18 protein-coding genes are annotated in these 19,476 nt (G+C 69.0%); 2 read left to right on the top strand and 16 right to left on the bottom strand.

The window, feature by feature from the left end:
* Nucleotides 1–65 precede the first annotated feature (65 nt).
* Nucleotides 66–3,536 (bottom strand): DNA polymerase III subunit alpha, encoded by a 3,471-nt coding sequence (gene dnaE, locus ACXJ3V_RS00260; RefSeq protein ID WP_457098842.1) that lies wholly within the window; start codon nucleotides 3,534–3,536, stop codon nucleotides 66–68.
* Nucleotides 3,537–3,633: 97 nt separating this feature from the next.
* Here dnaE and ACXJ3V_RS00255 point away from each other — a divergent pair, with 97 nt between their 5' ends.
* Nucleotides 3,634–4,107, top strand: coding sequence for an NUDIX hydrolase (locus ACXJ3V_RS00255; RefSeq protein WP_457098253.1), 474 nt, complete (start codon nucleotides 3,634–3,636; stop codon nucleotides 4,105–4,107).
* 89 nt (nucleotides 4,108–4,196) lie between these two features.
* A complete protein-coding gene (locus ACXJ3V_RS00250; RefSeq protein WP_457098252.1) occupies nucleotides 4,197–4,829 on the top strand; it encodes a vitamin K epoxide reductase family protein in 633 nt (210 codons plus the stop codon).
* Between the two features lie 7 nt (nucleotides 4,830–4,836).
* On the opposite strand, the gene ACXJ3V_RS00245 is transcribed toward ACXJ3V_RS00250, so the two are convergent.
* From ACXJ3V_RS00245 to ACXJ3V_RS00175, 15 genes are all read right to left on the bottom strand, one after another.
* Complete coding sequence (locus ACXJ3V_RS00245) at nucleotides 4,837–5,409, bottom strand: GNAT family N-acetyltransferase (protein WP_457098251.1); 573 nt, start codon at nucleotides 5,407–5,409, stop codon at nucleotides 4,837–4,839.
* 75 nt (nucleotides 5,410–5,484) lie between these two features.
* A complete protein-coding gene (locus ACXJ3V_RS00240) occupies nucleotides 5,485–6,405 on the bottom strand; it encodes an RluA family pseudouridine synthase (protein WP_457098250.1) in 921 nt (306 codons plus the stop codon).
* A gap of 2 nt (nucleotides 6,406–6,407) precedes the next feature.
* On the bottom strand, nucleotides 6,408–6,992 hold the full coding sequence (gene lspA, locus ACXJ3V_RS00235; protein WP_457098249.1) for a signal peptidase II: 585 nt from the start codon (nucleotides 6,990–6,992) through the stop codon (nucleotides 6,408–6,410).
* 9 nt (nucleotides 6,993–7,001) lie between these two features.
* On the bottom strand, nucleotides 7,002–7,586 hold the full coding sequence (locus ACXJ3V_RS00230) for a DivIVA domain-containing protein (protein ID WP_457098248.1): 585 nt from the start codon (nucleotides 7,584–7,586) through the stop codon (nucleotides 7,002–7,004).
* A gap of 131 nt (nucleotides 7,587–7,717) precedes the next feature.
* Nucleotides 7,718–8,017 (bottom strand): YggT family protein, encoded by a 300-nt coding sequence (locus ACXJ3V_RS00225; protein ID WP_457098247.1) that lies wholly within the window; start codon nucleotides 8,015–8,017, stop codon nucleotides 7,718–7,720.
* Between the two features lie 3 nt (nucleotides 8,018–8,020).
* Nucleotides 8,021–8,479: a cell division protein SepF gene (locus ACXJ3V_RS00220; RefSeq protein ID WP_457098246.1), complete on the bottom strand. Its 459-nt coding sequence runs from the start codon at nucleotides 8,477–8,479 to the stop codon at nucleotides 8,021–8,023.
* Nucleotides 8,480–8,516: 37 nt separating this feature from the next.
* Nucleotides 8,517–9,200, bottom strand: a complete 684-nt coding sequence (locus tag ACXJ3V_RS00215) for a YggS family pyridoxal phosphate-dependent enzyme (RefSeq protein ID WP_457098245.1) — start codon at nucleotides 9,198–9,200, stop codon at nucleotides 8,517–8,519.
* Between the two features lie 60 nt (nucleotides 9,201–9,260).
* Nucleotides 9,261–10,397, bottom strand: a complete 1,137-nt coding sequence (gene ftsZ / locus ACXJ3V_RS00210; RefSeq protein WP_457098244.1) for a cell division protein FtsZ — start codon at nucleotides 10,395–10,397, stop codon at nucleotides 9,261–9,263.
* A 180-nt stretch (nucleotides 10,398–10,577) separates the two neighbouring features.
* A complete protein-coding gene (locus tag ACXJ3V_RS00205) occupies nucleotides 10,578–11,471 on the bottom strand; it encodes an FtsQ-type POTRA domain-containing protein (protein WP_457098243.1) in 894 nt (297 codons plus the stop codon).
* 178 nt (nucleotides 11,472–11,649) lie between these two features.
* Nucleotides 11,650–13,053, bottom strand: coding sequence for a UDP-N-acetylmuramate--L-alanine ligase (murC, locus tag ACXJ3V_RS00200; protein ID WP_457098242.1), 1,404 nt, complete (start codon nucleotides 13,051–13,053; stop codon nucleotides 11,650–11,652).
* Nucleotides 13,054–13,124: 71 nt separating this feature from the next.
* The gene (locus ACXJ3V_RS00195; RefSeq protein WP_457098241.1) at nucleotides 13,125–14,201 is read right to left on the bottom strand and encodes a UDP-N-acetylglucosamine--N-acetylmuramyl-(pentapeptide) pyrophosphoryl-undecaprenol N-acetylglucosamine transferase; all 1,077 of its coding nucleotides are present in this window, start codon (nucleotides 14,199–14,201) and stop codon (nucleotides 13,125–13,127) included.
* Complete coding sequence (ftsW, locus tag ACXJ3V_RS00190) at nucleotides 14,198–15,454, bottom strand: putative lipid II flippase FtsW (protein WP_457098240.1); 1,257 nt, start codon at nucleotides 15,452–15,454, stop codon at nucleotides 14,198–14,200. The genes ACXJ3V_RS00195 and ftsW overlap by 4 nt, the downstream gene beginning before the upstream one ends.
* A complete protein-coding gene (gene murD, locus ACXJ3V_RS00185; protein ID WP_457098239.1) occupies nucleotides 15,405–16,955 on the bottom strand; it encodes a UDP-N-acetylmuramoyl-L-alanine--D-glutamate ligase in 1,551 nt (516 codons plus the stop codon). The genes ftsW and murD overlap by 50 nt, the downstream gene beginning before the upstream one ends.
* Entirely contained in the window at nucleotides 16,952–18,061 is a 1,110-nt protein-coding gene (gene mraY, locus ACXJ3V_RS00180) for a phospho-N-acetylmuramoyl-pentapeptide-transferase (protein ID WP_457098238.1), read from the bottom strand. Before mraY ends, murD begins: the two co-directional genes overlap by 4 nt.
* Nucleotides 18,058–19,473 (bottom strand): UDP-N-acetylmuramoyl-tripeptide--D-alanyl-D-alanine ligase, encoded by a 1,416-nt coding sequence (locus ACXJ3V_RS00175; RefSeq protein ID WP_457098237.1) that lies wholly within the window; start codon nucleotides 19,471–19,473, stop codon nucleotides 18,058–18,060. The genes mraY and ACXJ3V_RS00175 overlap by 4 nt, the downstream gene beginning before the upstream one ends.
* Nucleotides 19,474–19,476: the final 3 nt, after the last annotated feature.

Genomic DNA, 19,476 nt, shown 5'->3' with positions numbered 1-19,476 from the left:
TTCCTGCACGCCTGGCGCACCGTCCCGATACTACCCACGGCCGATGAGACCCGGATGAGGAACACTCACCCCAGGCACTGCGGGCCGAGCAGACCCTTCAGCTCGCCGTAGAGGTCCGCGGTCACCTGCACCGGCATCGGCACCTCGAACACCTTCGCGCTCGAACCTTTGTGCAGGCGCAGCATCACTTCGGTGCGTCCGGGGTGCCGTGCCAGCACCTCGGCGAGTTCGCCGACGATCGCCTCGGTGGCGCGATGCTCCGGCATCACGAGCGTCAGCGGGCCCGAGGCATCCATCGCTCCCAGATCCGGCACGAAGGCCGACTGGGCATGCAGGTTCAGACCGTCGTCGCGACGGGAGACCCGGCCGCGCACCACGAGGATCGAGTCGGCCACGAGCGACGCCTGGAACTCGGCGTAGGTCTTGCCCATGAACATCACGGTGACCTCGCCGTCGAAGTCCTCGACGGTGATCATGCCGTAGGGGTTTCCGCTGGATTTCGCGACGCGGTGCTGCACGGTGGTGACCAGACCGGCGACCGTGACCTGGTCGCCGTCGTTCACGTCTTCGGAGACCAAGAGGTCGTGGATGCTGGTGGACGCGTGCTTCGCGAGCGGGATCTCCAGGCCGGCGAGCGGGTGGTCCGAGACGTAGAGCCCGAGCATCTCGCGCTCGAACGCGAGCTTGTCCTTCTTGGTCCACTCCGGGCGGTCGGGCACCTTGGCGGGGGCGACCTGCTCGATATCGTCGTAGAGGCTGTCGAAGTCGAACCCGATTGCGCCGGTCGCGGCCTTCCGCTTGACCTCGACAGCAGCTTCGCAGGCGTCCTCGTGGATCTCCATGAGCGCGCGCCTGGTCGACCCGAGCGAGTCGAACGCGCCGGCCTTGATGAGGGACTCGACCGTCCGCTTGTTGGCGACATGGATCGGAACCTTGCCGAGAAAATCGTGGAAGGAATCGAAGGATGCCTCTGCGCGCGCCGCGACGATGGCGTCCACGACGTTCGTGCCGACGTTGCGCACGGCGCCGAGTCCGAAGCGGATGTCCTCGCCGACGGCGGCGAAGTAGCGGATGGATTCGCCGACATCCGGCGGGAGCACCCTGATGCCCATGCGGCGGCACTCGTTGAGGTACACCGCGAGCTTGTCCTTGGCGTCGCCCACGCTCGTGAGGAGGGCGGCCATGTACTCCGCGGGGTAGTGCGCCTTCAGATACGCGGTCCAGTACGAGATCAGCCCGTAGGCGGCCGTGTGCGCCTTGTTGAAGGCGTAGTCGGCGAACGACTCGAGCACCTTCCACAGGGCGTTCTGCGCCGCCGCCGAGTAGCCGTTCGCGGTCATGCCCGCGAAGAAGTCCTCCTGCTGCTTGTCGAGCTCGGACTTCTTCTTCTTGCCCATCGCCCGCCGGAGGATGTCGGCCTGGCCGAGCGAGAAGCCGGCGAGCTTCTGCGCGGCCGCCATGACCTGCTCCTGATAGACGATCAGGCCGTACGTTCCGCCCAGGACCTCGCTGAGCGGCTCCTCGAGCTCGGGGTGGATCGGGACGCTCTCCTGCAGCTTGTTCTTGCGCAGCGCGTAGTTGGTGTGCGAGTCCACACCCATGGGTCCTGGGCGATAGAGAGCCAGCACGGCCGAGATGTCCTCGAAGTTGTCGGGCTTCATCAGCCGCAGCAGCGACCGCATCGGCCCGCCGTCGAGCTGGAAGACCCCGAGCGTGTCACCGCGGGTGAGCAGTTCGTACGAGGCCGCGTCGTCCAACTCCAGGTCTTCGAGCACGAGCTTCTCGCCGCGGTTGGCCTCGATGTTGTCGAGCGCGTCGTCGATGATCGTGAGGTTGCGCAGCCCCAGGAAGTCCATCTTGATCAGTCCGAGCGACTCGCAGGCCGGGTAGTCGAACTGCGTGACGATCTGGCCGTCCTGCTCCCGCTTCATGATCGGGATGATGTCGATGAGGGGCTCGCTCGACATGATCACACCGGCCGCGTGCACGCCCCACTGGCGCTTCAGGTTCTCCAGGCCCACCGCGGTGTCGAAGACCGTCTTGGCCTCGGCATCCGTCTCGATCAGGGCACGGAATTCGGATGCCTCTTTGAAACGCGGGTGCTCACGGTCGAACATGCCCTCCAGCGGCATGTCCTTGCCCATCACCGCGGGGGGCATCGCCTTGGTGAGCTTCTCGCCCATGCTGAAGGGGAAGCCGAGCACGCGGCCGGCGTCCTTGAGCGCCTGCTTGGCCTTGATGGTGCCGTAGGTGACGATCTGCGCGACGCGTTCGTCGCCGTACTTCTCGGTGACGTACTGGATGACCTCGCCGCGGCGCCGGTCGTCGAAGTCGACGTCGAAGTCGGGCATCGACACACGCTCGGGGTTGAGGAACCGCTCGAAGATGAGGCCGTGCTTGAGCGGATCGAGGTCGGTGATCTTCATGGCGTAGGCCGCCATCGAACCGGCGCCGGAGCCGCGGCCCGGACCCACTCGGATGCCGTTCTCCTTGGCCCAGTTGATGAAGTCGGCGACGACGAGGAAGTAGCCAGGGAAGCCCATCTGGGCGATGACCGTGGCCTCGTAATCGGCCTGCGCCCGGACCTCGGTGGGGATGCCAGCGGGATACCGCTCGCCCAGGCCCTTGTCGACCTCTTTGACGAACCAGGACTCCTCGGTCTCGCCGTCCGGGACGGGGTAGCGCGGCATGTAGTTCGCGGCGGTGTTGAACTCGACGTGGCAGCGCTCGGCGATGAGGAGCGTGTTGTCGCACGCGTCGGGGTGATCGCGGAAGATCTGCCGCATCTCCGCGGCGCTCTTGACGTAGTAGCCGTCGCCGTCGAACTTGAAGCGCTTCGGGTCGTCGAGCGTCGACCCGGACTGCACGCAGAGGAGGGCCGCGTGGCTGCCGGCATCGTGCTGGTGTGTGTAGTGCAGGTCGTTCGTGCCGACCAGCGGGATCTGCAGGTCTTTCGCGATGCTCAGGAGGTCGGTCATCACGCGCCGCTCGATCGACAGCCCGTGGTCCATGATCTCGGCGAAGTAGTTGTCCTTGCCGAAGATGTCCTGGAACTCCGCGGCAGCGGCACGCGCGGCGTCGTACTGCCCCAGGCGCAGGCGCGTCTGCACCTCGCCGGACGGGCAGCCCGTGGTCGCGATGAGCCCGCGCGAATACGTCTGCAGCAGCTCGCGGTCCATGCGGGGCTTGAAGTAGTACCCCTCCAGGCTGGCGCGCGAGGACAGGCGGAAGAGGTTGTGCATCCCCTCGGTCGTCTCCGACAGCAGGGTCATGTGCGTGTAGGCGCCGGAGCCGGAGACGTCGTCGTCGTTCTGCTCGGGCGTGCCCCATCGCACCCGCGCCTTGTCGGCGCGGTGGGTGCCCGGGGTCACGTAGGCCTCGATGCCGATGATCGGCGTGATCCCGGCGTCCTTCGCGCTCTTGTAGAACTCGTAGGCGGCGAAGGTGTTTCCGTGGTCGGTGACGGCGATCGCCGGCATCCCGAGCCGGACCGCCTCCTGCACCATCGGACCGATGCGCGCCGCGCCGTCGAGCATCGAGTACTCGCTGTGCACGTGCAGGTGAACGAAGGAGTCGGCTGCCACCCGACGAGTCTACGGTCGGGGTCTGACGAGCCCCGGCTATCGTGGCGGCATGCCGACTCCCGACTTCGTGCTCGAACTCCGCCGTCTCGTCGGCACTGCGCCACTCCCCCTGGTCGGTGTGACCGCCGTCATCCTGCGGGGCGACGAGGTGCTGCTCGGACGGCGCACCGACAACGGCGCACTGACTCCGATCACCGGGATCGTCGACCCCGGCGAGGAGCCGGCCGACGCCGCCGTGCGTGAGGCCCTCGAAGAGGCGGGGGTGAAGATCCGCGCCGAGCACCTGGCCTGGGTGCACCAGATCCCGCGGGTCACCTACGAGAACGGCGACCAGAGCGACTACCTCGACCTGACGTTCCGCTGCTCCTGGGTCGCGGGCGAGCCCGTGCCGGTCGACGGCGAGATGCGCGATCTCGCGTGGCATCCGGTCGATGCTCTGACCGACATCTCCGATGACATGCGCCGACGCATCGAAGCCGCCACAGCGACCGTCGTGGCCGCGCGCTTCGAGGGCGGACGCTGAACCCGCCCACCCGGGCGCCGCGCCCTGCGGCTGGATTTCTCCGGTGATGCGAGGCCCCGCCGGGGGTGGGACGCGGCCAGAATAGCCGCATGATGGTCTCGACTTCGTCAGCCACGCATTCCCCTGGTACAGGCACGCTCATCCGTCCTCCACGCGGCCTCGCGATCTTCTGGATCGTCGCGGGAGCCCTGGGCGGTATCGTCGCCTTCCTGCTCTATCTCGAATACATCGGCCAGCTCACCGACGCGAAGCCGCTCATCTCGTGCTCGATCAGCCCGATCGTCACGTGCGGACCGAACCTCCTCTCCCCCGGCGGCAACCTGCTCGGCTTCAGCAACTCGATTCTCGGGATCGTGCTCTTCTGCGGTCCCGTCTACGCCGGCGTCAGCGCGCTCGCCGCGCCCACCGGTCTGCGCACCTGGTATTGGCGGGTCTACAGCGTGTTCGTGCTCGGCGGATTCCTGCTGGTGCACTTCTTCGCCTGGCGGAGTGTCTTCGAGTACGGGTCGCTGTGCCCCTGGTGCATGATCATCTGGCTCGTGACGATCCCGCTGTTCTGGTTCACGCTCGGCTGGTCGCTGCGCGACGGCGTATGGGGCTCGTCGCCTCGCCGGGTGGGCGCCTTCATCCTCGCCTGGGCTCCGCTCATCACGATCGTCGACTACGCGATCATCGCGATCGCCGCCCAGGTGCGCTTGGACGTGCTCGGGTCGCTCTTCTGACCACCCCTCAGCGCAGGTCGAGACGCATGAGCACGCGGGGAAACCCGCTGAGCACCGAGTCGGTGTTCGCAGCCTTGTGAAACCCGGCCTTCTGAAAAAGCGACCGCGTACCGACGTACGCCATCGTCAGGTCGACCTTCGCCCCCTGGTTATCGACGGGGTAGCCCTCGATGGCAGGTGCCCCGCGTTCTTTCGCGAACGCGACGGCGCCATCGAGGAGCGCATGCGAGATGCCCTTGCCCCGGTGCCCCGGACGCACGCGGATGCACCACACCGACCACACGTCGAGGTCGTCGACGTGCGGGATCTTCCGGAACGTCGCGAAGTGCGTGTCCGTACGCGGGGCGACCGCCGCCCAGCCGACGACATCGGCCCCGTCGTAGGCGAGGACGCCAATCGCTCCCACCTCGTCGATGAGGCGCCGTACGCGCTCTCCCCGTTCGGGGCCGCGCAAGGCGAGATGCTCCTTCGACGGTATGCGATAGCTCAGGCACCAGCACACGTTCGAATCGGGCTTCTTCGGCCCGACAATCGTCCTGACGTCCTCGAACACATTCGCCGGACGCACCTCGATCGCCATGGCAAACACTGTGCCACCGGCATCCGACACCGTCCAGGTATGCCGACCGGCACGCGGGCGGCATGCCTGCGCGCCTCAGTCGCCGCGCAGCACCTCGAGCGCGTGCGCGAGATCAGCGGGATACGCGGAAGAGAAGGTCACCCAGTCGCCCGAACGCGGGTGGGCGAAGGAGAGCTGGTGCGCGTGCAGCCACTGCCTCGTGAGATCCAGCCGGGCCGACATCGTCGGGTCGGCGCCGTACAGCGGATCGCCGACGCACGGATGCCGGTGCGCGGCCATGTGCACGCGGATCTGGTGCGTCCGCCCCGTCTCCAGATGGATCTCCAGCAGCGAGGCGCCGGGAAACGCCTCGAGCGTCTCGTAGTGCGTCACGGAGTCCTTGCCTGTGGGGGTGACCGCGAACTTCCAGGAGTGCGTCGGGTGACGCCCGATCGGCGCGTCGATCGTTCCGGCCAGCGGATCGGGATGCCCCTGAACCACCGCGTGATAGATCTTCTCCACTTCGCGTTCCTTGAAGGCGCGCTTGAGGGCCGTGTAGGCGTGCTCGGTCTTGGCGACCACCATGAGACCGCTCGTGCCGACATCGAGGCGATGCACGATGCCCTGCCGCTCCGCTGCGCCCGTCGTGGCGACGCGGAATCCGCTGCCGGCCAGCGCGCCGAGCACCGTCGGGCCCTCCCACCCGACGGACGGGTGGGCGGCGACGCCGGTCGGCTTGTCGACCACGACGATGTCATCGTCGTCGTAGACGATGCCCAGATCCGGCACCTCGATCGGGATCACCTCGGGATCGCGACGCGCCTGCCATTCCACCTCGAGCCAGGCGCCGCCGCGAAGCCGGTCGGACTTGCCGAGGACCCGGCCGTCCTGGCGCACACCATCGGCCTCGGCGACCTCGGCGGCGAATGTCCGCGAGAAGCCGAGCATCTTCGCGAGCGCGGCATCGACGCGTACGCCGTCGAGTCCGTCAGGCACCGGAAGACTGCGTGATTCCATCGTCAGTCCTTCGAACCGGGGGCCTCTGCCTCGGCGGACGACGAACTCTCAGCCTCGGCCACGATGGCGTCGCGCTGATGGCGCGTGCCGTCGAGGTGCACACCGACCAGGACGAGCAGGGCGATGCCGATCATCATCGTCACGATGAACATGTCGGCGACGTTGTAGATCGCCGGCATCATCCACGGCGTGTGGATGAAGTCGATGACATGCCCGACCGCGAATGCCGGTGGCCGGAAGAGCCGGTCGGTCAGATTGCCGAGCACTCCGCCCAGCAGCAGGCCGAGCGCGACCGCCCAGAGCCGCGAGCGCACCCTGGTGGCGGCCAGCCAGACGATGATGCCGGCCACGACGGCCAAGGCGATCGTGAAGAGCCAGGTGACGCCCTCGCCGAGCGAGAACGCGGCGCCGGGGTTGCGCACGAGATAGAAGATCAGGAAGTCGCCGATGACGTGCACCGGCTCCTCCGGGGGGAGGTTCTCGATCGCCAGGTACTTGGTGAACTGGTCGGCGGCCAGCACCAGGATCGCGAGGATCGCGATCGTGATGCCGGCCGCCGCCTGATGGAGCGGGGCTCGACCTGTCAAAGGCTCGGCCTAGAGACCGATGGCCGAGACCGGCGTGGGGCCGGACGCGTTGGCCGAGGTCTCGAGGTCGCGCAGGTGGCCCTCGATGTAGTTGCGCAGCTGCGCACGGTAGTCGCGCTCGAACACGCGGAGGTCGGTGATGCGGGTCTCGAGATTCGCCTTCTCGCGCTCGAGCCGGGCGATCTCATCGCGTCCGCGTGCCTCAGCATCGGAGAGAATCGACGCGGCCTGGGCCTGCGCATCGGCGACGAGCTGGTCGCGCTGGGCGCGACCCTCGGCGATGTGCTCGTCGTGCAGGCGCTGGGCGAGCTCGATGATGCCCGCGGTGGCGGCAGCAGGGGCCGCAGCCGACACCGGCGCGGGCGCAGGCGCCTCGGCAGCCGGTGCGGGAGACTCCTCAGCCGGCGCTGCGGTCGCTCCGCCGGACTCCAGCTGCGCGACCTTGGCCTTCAGCTCGTCGTTCTCAGCGATCGTCTTGCGCCACTCGACGACGATCTCGTCGAGGAAGTCGTCGACCTCGTCGGGGTCGAAGCCCTCCTTGAAGCGGACGTGCTGGAACTGCTTGGTGACGACGTCATCGGGGGTCAATGCCATGGTGGTTCCTCTTTCGAGCGCTCAGGTCGCCGGCAGAATTCGGGCTTCGGCTGCCGTCTCCGGCAGACCATCCCAGGCAAGCATAGTCGCGGGTCCTCTGGGCTGTCGAAGGATTGCCTGGCAGGTCGCTGTCAGCCGGCGAACGACCGGGTCACCGACAGCAGCACCAGGCACAGCAGCATCGTGATCGAGAACCCGAAGTCGATCGCGACCTGCCCGACGCGCAGCGGCGGGATCACGCGGCGGAACATCTTCAGTGGCGGATCGGTCACGGTGTAGACCACTTCGGCTGCTACCAGGCCGGCGCCCTTGGGGCGCCATTCGTGATTGAAGAACGGGATCCAGTCCAGCACCATGCGCACGAGCAGCACAAGGATGTAGAGCAGCAGAAGCGTGTTCAGGACGGCCGCGATGACGCGGATGGCTTCCACGGTCTACGGCGCGAAGGGGACCGACTCAGGGTCCGCCTGCGCCACACCGCCGTCGCCGGAGACGGCGACGTTCTCGGGCGAGAGCAGGAAGACCTTGCTCGTGACCCGCTCGATGCGTCCATAGAGCCCGAGGGAGAGTCCACTGGCGAAGTCGATGAGACGCCGCGCATCGGCGTCGCTCATCTGCGAGAGGTTGATGATCACCGGGATCCCCTCGCGGAAGTTCTCGGCGATCACCTGCGCGTCGCGGTACTGCTTGGGGTGCACCGTGAGGATCTCACTGATCGTGGAGGGCGCGGGCTGACGCACGACCGTGGGTCGATGCAGCGGCGTCACCGTCGCGTCCTTCTCGACGGCCTGGACACTCTTGCGTCCGGTCGGCTGCGCCACAGGCTCCTCGTAGGCTTCCTCTTCGTCGGCCAGACCGAGGTACACCATGGTCTTCTTGAGCGGGTTCGACATCGCATCCTCCGTGTGTGCTCGCCGTCCTGGTTCGAGGCTAACGGGGCACCGGCCTTGGCCCCGTTATTGCCGAGCCGATCCGCAGGTGTGTCGCACCCGCGGCGATCGCCTCGGCGAAATCGGCGGTCATGCCCGCCGAGATCCATTTCGCGTCCGGCACGAATGCCTGGACGCGCTCACTGCTGTCGTGCAGCCGCGCGAAGGCCGATGCCGGCGCCTCATCGAGTGGCGCGACCCCCATCACTCCGCGCACCCGCAGCGTGGGCAGCCCGGCGACATGCTCCACCAGCGCGGGCAGATCGTCCGGTGCCACGCCGCCGCGACCGAGGTCGTCGGTGAGATTCACCTGCAGGAGCACGTCCAATGCCTGACCCGGTTCACCGGCGGCATCGAGCGCGTCCGCGAGTTTCGCACGGTCCACCGAGTGGACGACGGATGCCGCGGCCCGGATCGCCCGCGCCTTGTTGGTCTGCGCCTGCCCGATGAAGTGCCACGCGAGTCCGTCTCGCTCGCCCACGGCGGCGGCCTTCTCGCTCAGCTCCTGCTGCCGGTTCTCGCCGAACTCGCGCACACCGAGGGTGTACAGCTGCTCCACGATCGTCGGCGGGTGGAACTTCGTCACGACGATGCGGGTCAACGCTCGCGGATCGCGACCGGCCGCGCGCGCGGCATCGGCGATGCGCACGTCCACGTCCGCGAGGCGCTCCTCGAGTGCATCCACGTTCTTCAGAGCCTCTCGAGGGTAGATCCGTGGGACCGGGCGGTCTCCCGCCCGGTCATCTCACTTCAGGAAGTCGGGGATGTCGAGGTCGTCGTCGCCGAACGCCGAGTCGTAGCTCGAGTCGATCGTGGCTCCGACCGACACCGGCTCCTTCTCGACGGGGCGCTCGATCGACTCCGGGAGCGAGGACGGCACGGCCGGCGGTGTCGCCACCCGTGCGGCCGTCATCGGCTCGATGCGCGACGTCGGCTCACCGCTGTCGAAGCCGGCGGCGATGACCGTGACCCGCACCTCGTCGCCGAGCGTGTCGTCGATCACGGTGCCGAAGATGATGTTCGCCTCGGGGTGGGCCGCTTCCTTCACGAGCTGTGCGGCGTCGTTGATCTCGAAGATGCCGAGGTTCGATCCGCCCTGGATGGACAGCAGCACGCCGTGCGCACCCTCGATCGACGCTTCGAGCAGCGGCGACTCGACGGCCAGTTCGGCCGCCTTGATCGCACGGTCCGCGCCGCGGGCCGAGCCGATGCCCATGAGGGCGGAGCCCGCACCCTGCATGACCGACTTGACGTCGGCGAAGTCGAGGTTGATGAGACCCGGCGTCGTGATGAGGTCGGTGATGCCCTGCACACCGGCGAGGAGCACCTGGTCGGCGGTGGCGAATGCCTCGATCATCGAGATGCCGCGGTCGCTGATCTCGAGGAGTCGGTCGTTCGGCACCACGATGAGGGTGTCGACCTCCTCCTTCAGCTTCGAGACGCCGGTCTCGGCCTGCTGCTGCCGACGACGCCCCTCGAAGGAGAACGGCTTCGTCACGACGCCGATGGTCAGTGCGCCGATCGACTTGGCGATCTTGGCGACGACCGGTGCGCCGCCGGTGCCCGTTCCACCGCCCTCGCCCGCGGTGACGAAGACCATGTCCGCGCCGCGCAGGGCCTCTTCGATCTCCTCCGCGTGGTCTTCGGCTGCGCGACGGCCCACTTCGGGATCCGCCCCCGCACCGAGTCCGCGGGTCAGTTCGCGTCCCACGTCGAGCTTGACGTCTGCGTCGCTCATCAGCAGCGCCTGTGCGTCGGTGTTGATCGCGATGAACTCGACGCCGCGCAGGCCGAGGTCGATCATGCGATTGACCGCGTTGACGCCGCCGCCGCCGACGCCGACGACCTTGATCACGGCGAGGTAATTCTGGTTCTGGCTCATGCCGGCCTCCGTCTACGAAACCCCGAAAAAAAACCTTCAACTTCATGTTGAGGTATAAAGAATTGCCCGGTATGCAATTCCTGACTCGAAGGTATGCGGCCGCGTCGACGAGAGCCGGAGCCGGGCGGCGTGTCGCGACATCGCCGCGCGAATCCGCTCGGTCCGCGTGGAACGGTCGGGTCAGCGCACCACGATGGCGGCCGGGGACGACACGTCGTATTCGCTCACCGATGCGGGCGGGCGCGAGCGCATCGTCGTCTCGAGCACCTTGGCCTTCAAGGCCGACTGGTCGGCACTGCCCCATACGACCTGGGAGTTCGTGCCGCCGAGCGTCAGTGTGACGTCGTCGGCGGTCGTGGCCGAGATGGCGGTGACCTGGTCGCGGATCGACGCGGGCAGCGAGCGCATCACCTGCGCAGTCGCCGCGAAGGCACGCGAATTCGTGCCGCCCGACACGGTGAGCAGCGGGCGACCGGGCGCCGGCGTCTCGGTCGTCGACAGGATGACCCCCGCGGCATCGACCAGCGTGTACCCCGCACGCGTCTGGATGAGTCCGATCGGCATCCGCTCGACGATCCGCACGATGAGCTCGTGCGGTGGCCGCGCCTCGAGCGAGTACGTCTGCACGAGCGGGAAGGTCACCAGGGCGGCCTTCACCGCACTCTCGTCGATCAGGGGCAGCGGTGTGCCGAGCTCATCCGACAGCGCGGCCTCCACGGCCGCCGCATCGAGCTGCTGGGCTCCGACGACGCGGATCCGCTCGACGGCGAAGAGCGGGCTGTACGCCATCGCGAGCGTCGTCAGCACCAGGAGCAGGACGGATGCCGCGACCGCGACCCACAGCATCCTGCGCCGTCGCTGGCGGCCTGTGAACCGCCGGACCTCGGCGCGCAGCGCCCGTCGACGCGCCCGGGCTGCCGCCCAGACGTCGCGGATGCGGATCGCCGGATCGTCGTCCGCATCGGCGCTCTCACCGGCGGGTGCCATCTCGGGCAGCGCGTGCGGTGCGCCCAGCGGGATGACCGGTGCGACCGACTGCACCTCGTGCGGCTCCACGATGAGCGGTCCGGTCATGGTGGCCGTCGCTGTGCCCAGCGGTCCTGATGCCGGCGCGGCATCAGGCGCACCGGCGGGTCCGGACCCAGACGCCGGCACCGCCACGGACCCGCTGATCCCCGGTGCGGGTGATCCGTCGGCGGAGCCCTCGCGGGGTGCCGGGCTCTGCGGCAGGGGCGAAGGCCGGCGCATTCGGCTACTCCCCGGCGGCCGTGCGCGAGAGCGCGTCGAGCACCTGCGGGATGATCTGGTAGACGTTGCCGCAGCCGAGGGTGATCACGTAGTCGCCGGACCGTGCCACCGTGGCGGTGTAGTCGGCGGCGGACTGCCAGTCCTTTACGAACTGCACGTGCGAGGGATCCGCGAACGCGCCGCTGACCAGTTCGCCCGTGACGCCCGGCACCGGATCCTCGCGCGCACCGTAGACATCGAGGACCACGGTGTGGTCGGCGTACTGCTCGAGCACGTCGGCGAACTCGCGGAACATGTGCTGCGTCCGCGAGTAGGTGTGCGGCTGGTGGACCGCGATGATCCGGCCGTCGCCGATCACCGTGCGGGCGGCGGCGAGGGCCGCGGCCACCTCGGTGGGATGGTGCGCGTAGTCGTCGTACACGCTCACGCCCCGTTCGACGCCATGCAGCTCGAAGCGCCGCACCGTGCCCGCGAAGCCCTCAACGGCGCGGATCGCGGGCTCGAGTCCGAAGCCGAGCGTGAGGAGCGCTGCGACGACTCCTGCCGCGTTGATCGCGTTGTGCTCGCCGGGGACGATCAGCTGCGCGGTCACCGACTCGTCGCGGTAGGTCAGGGTGAACGCCACCGGGCCGTCGGTGCGGATGTCCGAGACCCGAAGGTTCGCGGCATCCGACGTCCCGAAGGTCAGCACGTTCGGGTGCGTGATCCGCGACGAGACCAGGAGCGCGCCCGGATCGTCGGCCGAGATCACGACCGCCTCGCCGGCCTCGTTCGCGAATCGGGCGAAGGCGTCGTAGAACGCGTCGGCCGAGCCCCAGTGGTCGAGGTGGTCGGGGTCGACGTTCGTGATGAGCGCGACCGAGGTGTCGTAGAGGAGGAATGTTCCGTCGGACTCGTCGGCCTCGATGACGACGAGATCGTCCGACCCGGTGCCGCTCGAGACGCCCAGCTGGGCGATGACGCCGCCGCTCACGAAGGTGGGCGCGGCGTCGAGCGCCTGCAGAGCGGTGACGAGCATGCCGGTCGACGTGGTCTTGCCGTGCGCGCCGGCGATCGAGACGAGCCGGCGGCCGCCGATGAGCCAGTACAGGGCCTGCGAACGGTGGATGACCGGCATCCCCCGCTCCTTCGCCGTCACGAACTCGGGGTTCTCCGGCCAGATGGCCCCGGTGTGGATCACGGTGTCGGCGTCGCCGAGGTTCGCGGCATCGTGCCCGACGTGCACGCGGGCGCCGAGCGCGGCGAGTTCGCGCAGCGCCTGGCTGTCAGCGCGGTCGGATCCGGAGACGCGGATGCCACGCTCGAGGAACATGCGCGCAAGCCCCGACATACCGGAACCGCCGATGCCGATGAAGTGCGCAGCCTCGATGGACTCGGGAATGGGAAGGCTCAGGTCGGGTCTGATCATGACCTGTCAAGCCTAAGCGGGCGGGCTGGGGGCTCGGCCCCGGCACGCTGGCACGGGCGCCGAACCCTCGGTCACTGACCCCGAAGGGCCCGGTCGACGAGGGCCACGACATTCTCGGTGCCGGTGCGGATTCCGACGGATGCCGCGGCCGCGGTCATCGCCGTGCGCCGCGCGGCATCGGCCAGCAGCGGGATGACCTCCGTGCGCACCCGCCCGGGCGTGAACTCGCTGTCGGGGATGACGGCCGCCGCACCGGCGCGCACCGCAGATGCGGCGTTGAGTGCCTGCTCCCCGTTGCCGACCGCGTACGGGACGTACACCGCCGGGATGCCGAGCGCGCTGATCTCGCTCACGGTGGCGGCTCCGGCACGCGACACGACGAAGTCGGCGATCGCGAACGCCAGGTCCATCCGATCGACGTAGCGCTGCAGGCAATAGCCTGCCACGCCCGGATCGACGAGCTCGGACTTCTCCCCCGTGACGTGCAGAAGCTGCCAGCCGGCGTCCAGCACGTCCTGCCAGGCACCGCCGAAGGCCGCATTGAGCTGCCGGGCGCCGAGCGACCCACCGAACACGAGGAGCGTCGGACGATCAGGGTCGAGCCCGAAGTGGGCAGCTGCCTCGGCGCGCAGCCCCTGTCGGTCGAGGTCGACGATCTCACGGCGCAGCGGCATCCCGACCACGGTGCCGCCCCGGAGCCGGGTGCCCGCGAAGGCCACTCCGACGGCGGCGGCCCGGCGCGCGCCCAGCACGTTGGCGAGCCCTGGCTTGGCGTTGGCCTCGTGCACCACGTACGGCACGTGCGCGCGCGCGGCCGCGACATAGGCCGGCGCCGACGCGTAGCCGCCGAAGCCAACGACCACGTCGACAGCCCGGTCGGTCAGGTGGGTCCGGACCTGGGCGATCGCGCCCCGGAACCGGGCCGGAAAAGACGCGGCCGCGCGGTTCGGCCGCCGCGGGAACGGCACCTTGTCGACGATCAGCAGCTCGTAGCCGCGAAGCGGCACCAGGCGGGCTTCGAGCCCCTCCCGCGTGCCTAGGACGAGCACGTGCGCGTCAGGTTCGCGCTCGCGCAGCGCATCGGCGACGGCGAGGAGCGGATTGACATGCCCCGCAGTGCCACCACCGGCCAGAAGGTACGTCGTCACCTGGACGAGACTACTTGCGCACGCGGGCGACGACGCACCGCGGCATCCGTCTTCGCGGGCAGCGTGCGGGCGAACGACAGCAGCACGCCGCAGGCGAGGAGGACGGACAGCAGCGACGTGCCGCCCTGCGACATGAACGGCAGCGGCACCCCGAGCACGGGGAACACCCGCAGGACGACGCCGATGTTGATGAGGGCCTGACCGACGATCCACACCGTGATGGCGCCGGCCACGATGCGCACGAACGGGTCGTGGGTCTTGCGGATGACGTGGAACGCCCCGACCGCGAAGAGCGCGAAGAGCCCGAGCACGACGATGCAGCCGATCAGGCCGAGTTCTTCGCCGACGATCGCGAAGATGTAGTCGTTCGCGGCGGCGGGGAGCCAGTCGTACTTCTCCTTCGAGCCGCCGAGGCCCACTCCGAAGATGCCGCCCCCGGCGAGGCCCCAGATGCCGTGCAGCGGCTGGTAGCAGTCGCCGAAGTAGTCGGCGAGGCAGTTCGGGTTGAGGAAGCTCAGGATGCGGCGCACGCGGTCGGGGCTGGTCGCCGCGAACACGACAGCCCCGAGCACGCCGAGCATGGCGGGCAGGATGAACAGCCGCAGCTTCACCCCGGAGAAGAAGAGCGCTCCGAGGGCCACGAGGGCGATGATCATCGCCGTGCCCATGTCGCGGCCGGCCATGACGGTGGCCAGCACGAGCACGGTGACCGGCACGAGCGGGATCACGACGTGGGTCCACGACCCGAGGAGCGTCTGCTTGCGGAACAGCACGTACCCGACCCACAGCGCGAGGGTGAGCTTGAGGAACTCCGAGGGCTGGGCCTGGAGGCCCGCCACGACGATCCAGTTGCGGTTGCCGTTCGCCTCGACGCCGATGCCGGGCACGAAGACGAGCAGCTGGAAGAGGATCGCCGCGATCAGCGCCGGCCACGCCACCTTCTTCCAGAACGCGATGGGGAGGCGGCTGGCGATGAACATCAGCGGGATGCCGAGCACGGCGAACATCGCCTGCTTGAGCACGGCCTCATAGGGCGGCTGGCCCGCCGCGGTCGCGGTAGCCGATGTCGCCGAGAGGATCATCACGAGACCGAAGAAGGTCAGCAGCAGCGCCGTCGAGGTGATGAGCAGGAACTCGCTCGGGACCGGCGCGAACACCTTGCCGAGCGACACGCGGGCGGCCAGGCCTCGGCGGCCTTTCGGGTCAGGCGGGATCTGGCCCGGTCGGGTCGGGGCGGTGGTCGTGCTCGCCATCGTCTCCCCCTGCGATCCGTTCCCTCACCGCTGCCGCGAAACGCCGGCCTCGGTCTGCATAGGACGCGAACTGATCGAAGGATGCGGCGGCGGGGGCGAGCAGCACGACGTCCCCGTCACGTGCGATCCCGGCCGCCAGTTCAACGACCCGTGCCATGACATCCCCAGTCTCAGCGCCGTCCACCTCGAACACGGGCACCGCGGGCGCGTGTCGCGAGAACGCCGCCACGACCGGCGCGCGATCGAGGCCGATCACGATCGCGGCCTTCGCGCGGGCGCCGCGCCCGGCGACGAGGTCGGAGACATCCACACCCTTGAGGAGTCCGCCCACGACCCACACCGCGCCCGGATACGCCGCGAGCGAAGACGCGGCGGCATGCGGGTTCGTGGCCTTGGAATCGTCGACCCACGTGACGCCGCCGTGCATCGCCACGACCTGGATGCGGTGCGGGTCGAGCGTGAACTCCTGCAGGGCGGCGCGGATCGCCACCGGCGGCACATCGAGCGCACGGGCGAGAGCGCTGGCCGCGAGGATGTTCGCGACCATGTGCGGTGCGCCGAGCCCAAGGGCTGCGACATCCGCCACCGTCGTGAGCTCGAGGGCGCTGGTGTGGCGGTCGTCGAGGAAGGCGCGATCGACGAGGATCCCGTCGACCACGCCGAGATCGCTCGGCCCCGGGACTCCGAGGTCGAATCCGATGGCGCGCGCGCCCTCGACGACATCGGCGTCCTCGACCATGCGGCGGGTCGCGGCATCCGCCTTGTTGTACACGCACGCGACGCGCGTGCGGTCGTAGACGTGCGCCTTCGCGTCGCGGTACGCGTCGAACGAGCCGTGCCACTCGAGGTGGTCGTCGGCGAGGTTGAGGCACACGCTCGCGAACGGCGACACCGGCTCGGGTCCGTCCTGCAGGCCGAGGTACCAGAGCTGGTGGCTCGACAGCTCGACGACGAGCGCGTCGAAGCCCTCGGGGTCGCGCACCGCGTCGAGCACCGGAGTGCCGATGTTGCCGACGGGCACGGCCCGCAGGCCGCCCGCGACGAGCATGGTCGCAGTCAGCCGGGTCGTGGTGGTCTTGCCGTTGGTCCCCGTGATGAGGATCCAGTCGGCGGGTGTTCCGTCGGCGCGCACGACCTTGTCGCGCACCCGCCAGGCCAGCTCGACGTCGCCCCAGAGTCCGACGCCGCGCTCACGCGCCCACGTGATGACCGGATGCCCCGGCGGGAAGCCGGGCGATGCCACGACGAGTTCGGGATCGAACTCTGCCAGCGCAGGGGGGACATCGCTCAGTGAGCCGACCCAGAGCCGCGCCCCCATGACCGGGAGGAGCCGCTCGTACTCCTCGTCGGCGCGCTCGGTGACGACGAGGACATCGGCGCCGAGCTCGGCCAGCGTGTCGGCGACCGAGAAGCCGGTCACCGAGAGGCCGAGCACAGCGACCCGCAGCCCCTTCCAGTCGGCGTGCCAGCTCGTGAGGGCGCTGAGGCGATCGGCGCTCATGTGCGGGCGAGCCACTCGACGTAGAAGAGCCCGACGCCGGTGACGGCGAGCATGGCGGCGATGATCCACATCCGCACGACGATCGTCGTCTCGGCCCAGCCGCGCATCTCGAGGTGATGATGGAACGGGCTCATCAGGAAGAGGCGCTTGCCTCGCGTGAGCTTGAAGTAGTAGCGCTGGAGGATCACCGACCCGGGTCCGATGATGAAGACGCCCGCGACGATGACGGTGAGCACCTCGGTGCGCGACAGGATCGACATCGCGGCGATGACCCCGCCGATCGCCATCGACCCGACATCGCCCATGAACACCTGCGCCTTGGGCGCGTTCCACCACAGGAACCCGGCGAGGGCGCCGACGAACGCCGCAGCGACGATCGTGAGATCCAGCGGATCGCGGGTGCCGTAGCACGCGGTCTGGAAGGAGGCGACCAGGTCCGAGGAGTCGCAGCGCTGCTGGAACTGCCAGAACGTGACGAGGCTCATCGCGGCGATCGTGAAGATGCCCGATCCGGCCGCGAGTCCGTCGAGGCCATCGGTCACGTTCGTGCTGTTCGACCAGGCGACCCCGATGAACGTGATCCACAGGATGTAGAGGATCCAGCCGACCACGAGGCCGAGCGCCATGAAGGACAGCAGTGGGATGTCGCGGAAGATCGAGACGTACGGAGACGCCGGGGTCTGCCCGGCGGCGTTCGGGAAGTTCAGCGAGACGATCGCCCAGGGGACGACGACGATGACCTGCCCGACGATCTTGCGCCACCCGGTCAGTCCGAGGCTGCGCTGGTGGTGCACCTTCATGTAGTCGTCGATGAAGCCGACCACCCCGAATCCGACCATCATCCACAGCACGAGCAGGCCCGAGACGGTGGGCGGGAAGTTTCCGGCGTACGTGCCGATGAAGTAGCCGACCAGCGTGCCGACGATGAAGATCACACCGCCCATGGTGGGGGTGCCCCGCTTGGCCTCGTGGGGCGGGATGTTCCCGTCCTCAGGCGTGCGGATGATCTGGCCCCAGCCCCACTTGCGGAACCACCGCAGGAACACCGGCGTGAGGAACAGGGTGAAGGCCAGCGAGATCGACGCAGCAGTAAGGAGGGATCTCACGAGAACGATTCTCCCAGACGATCGCCCAGGTGCCGCAGACCTGCCGAGTTGGAGGACTTGACCAGCACCCGATCGCCGTCCCGCAGTTCGGTGAGGAGATAGTCGTAGGCCTCGTCGGCGGTGGCGAAGTAGACCCCCTCGCCGTCCCACGAGCCCTCGCCGACGACGGCGAGGAACAGCCGCCGCGCCTCGGGTCCGATCACGACGATGCGCTGGATGCCCAGCCGCACCGCCTGCAGGCCGATGCGGTCGTGCTCCTCGCCGGCGTACTCCCCCAGTTCGCTCATCGCGCCGAGCACCGCGACGGTCCGCTCGCCCGGCCCCGTGATCTGTGCGAGGGTGCGCAGCGCCGCCGACATCGAGTCGGGGCTGGCGTTGTAGGCGTCGTTGATGATCCGCACGCGGTCGGACCCCATCGGCTGCATGCGCCACCGCTCGGCCAGTTCGACGGTCTCGAGGCGGGTGATGCAGTCCTGCAGCGACACCCCGAGGGCGGTCGCCGCGGCGATCGCCGCGAGCGCGTTCATGACGTGGTGCTCGCCGAGGACCTTCAAGTTCAGGGGCAGAGTGACACCGTCGGCGGTGATCGTGGAGCGGGTACCGGATGCCGTGACCTCGACGTCGTCGGCGCGCACGTGGGTCGCACCGCCGCCTCGGCCGAACCAGCGGACCGCGGCATCGCGCTCAGCGGCGATCGACGCCATGGACGCGACCCGCCCGTCATCGGCGTTGAGCACCGCGAGCCCCCCGGGGCGCACGGCCCGCACGAGCTCGGACTTGGCCGCGAGCGTCGCATCGATGCCGCCGAAGCCGCCCGCGTGGGCCATGCCCACCATCAGGACGACCCCGAGATCCGGTTCGACGAGGCCGGCGAGGCGAGCGATCTCGCCGGGCGCGCTCGCACCGAACTCGCTGACCAGGAATCGCGTCGTGGCCGTCACGCGCAGCATGGTCAGCGGCGCGCCGACCTCGTTGTTGAAAGACGCGCGCGGCGACACGGTCTCGCCCTCGGACTCGAGGATGCGGGCGAGGAGGTTCTTGGTCGTGGTCTTGCCGTTCGAGCCGGTGATGCCCACGACGCGCAGCTCGCCCTCGGCCCGCACGCGCGCGACGGTGGCGCGCGCGAGATCGGCCAGTGCGGCGACGACGTCGGGCACGACGATCTGCGAGACCGCGGCGTCGACCGGTCGCTCGACGAGCGCGAGGACCGCACCGGCCGCCACAGCGGTGTCGACGAAGAGGTGCCCGTCGGTCACCTCGCCGGGCTTCGCCACGAAGATGTCGCCGGGGCCGATCAGCCGGGAGTCGGTGTCGACCGCGCCGGATACGACGGTGTCCGGGGTGTCGGATGCCGCGAGGCGCAGTTCACCGGAGACGACGTGGGCGAGCCTGCTGAGAGTGAAGTCGATCATCGG

This window comes from Microbacterium sp. P5_E9 (assembly GCF_054049175.1).
This window is presented reverse-complemented; position numbering and strand designations above follow the sequence as displayed.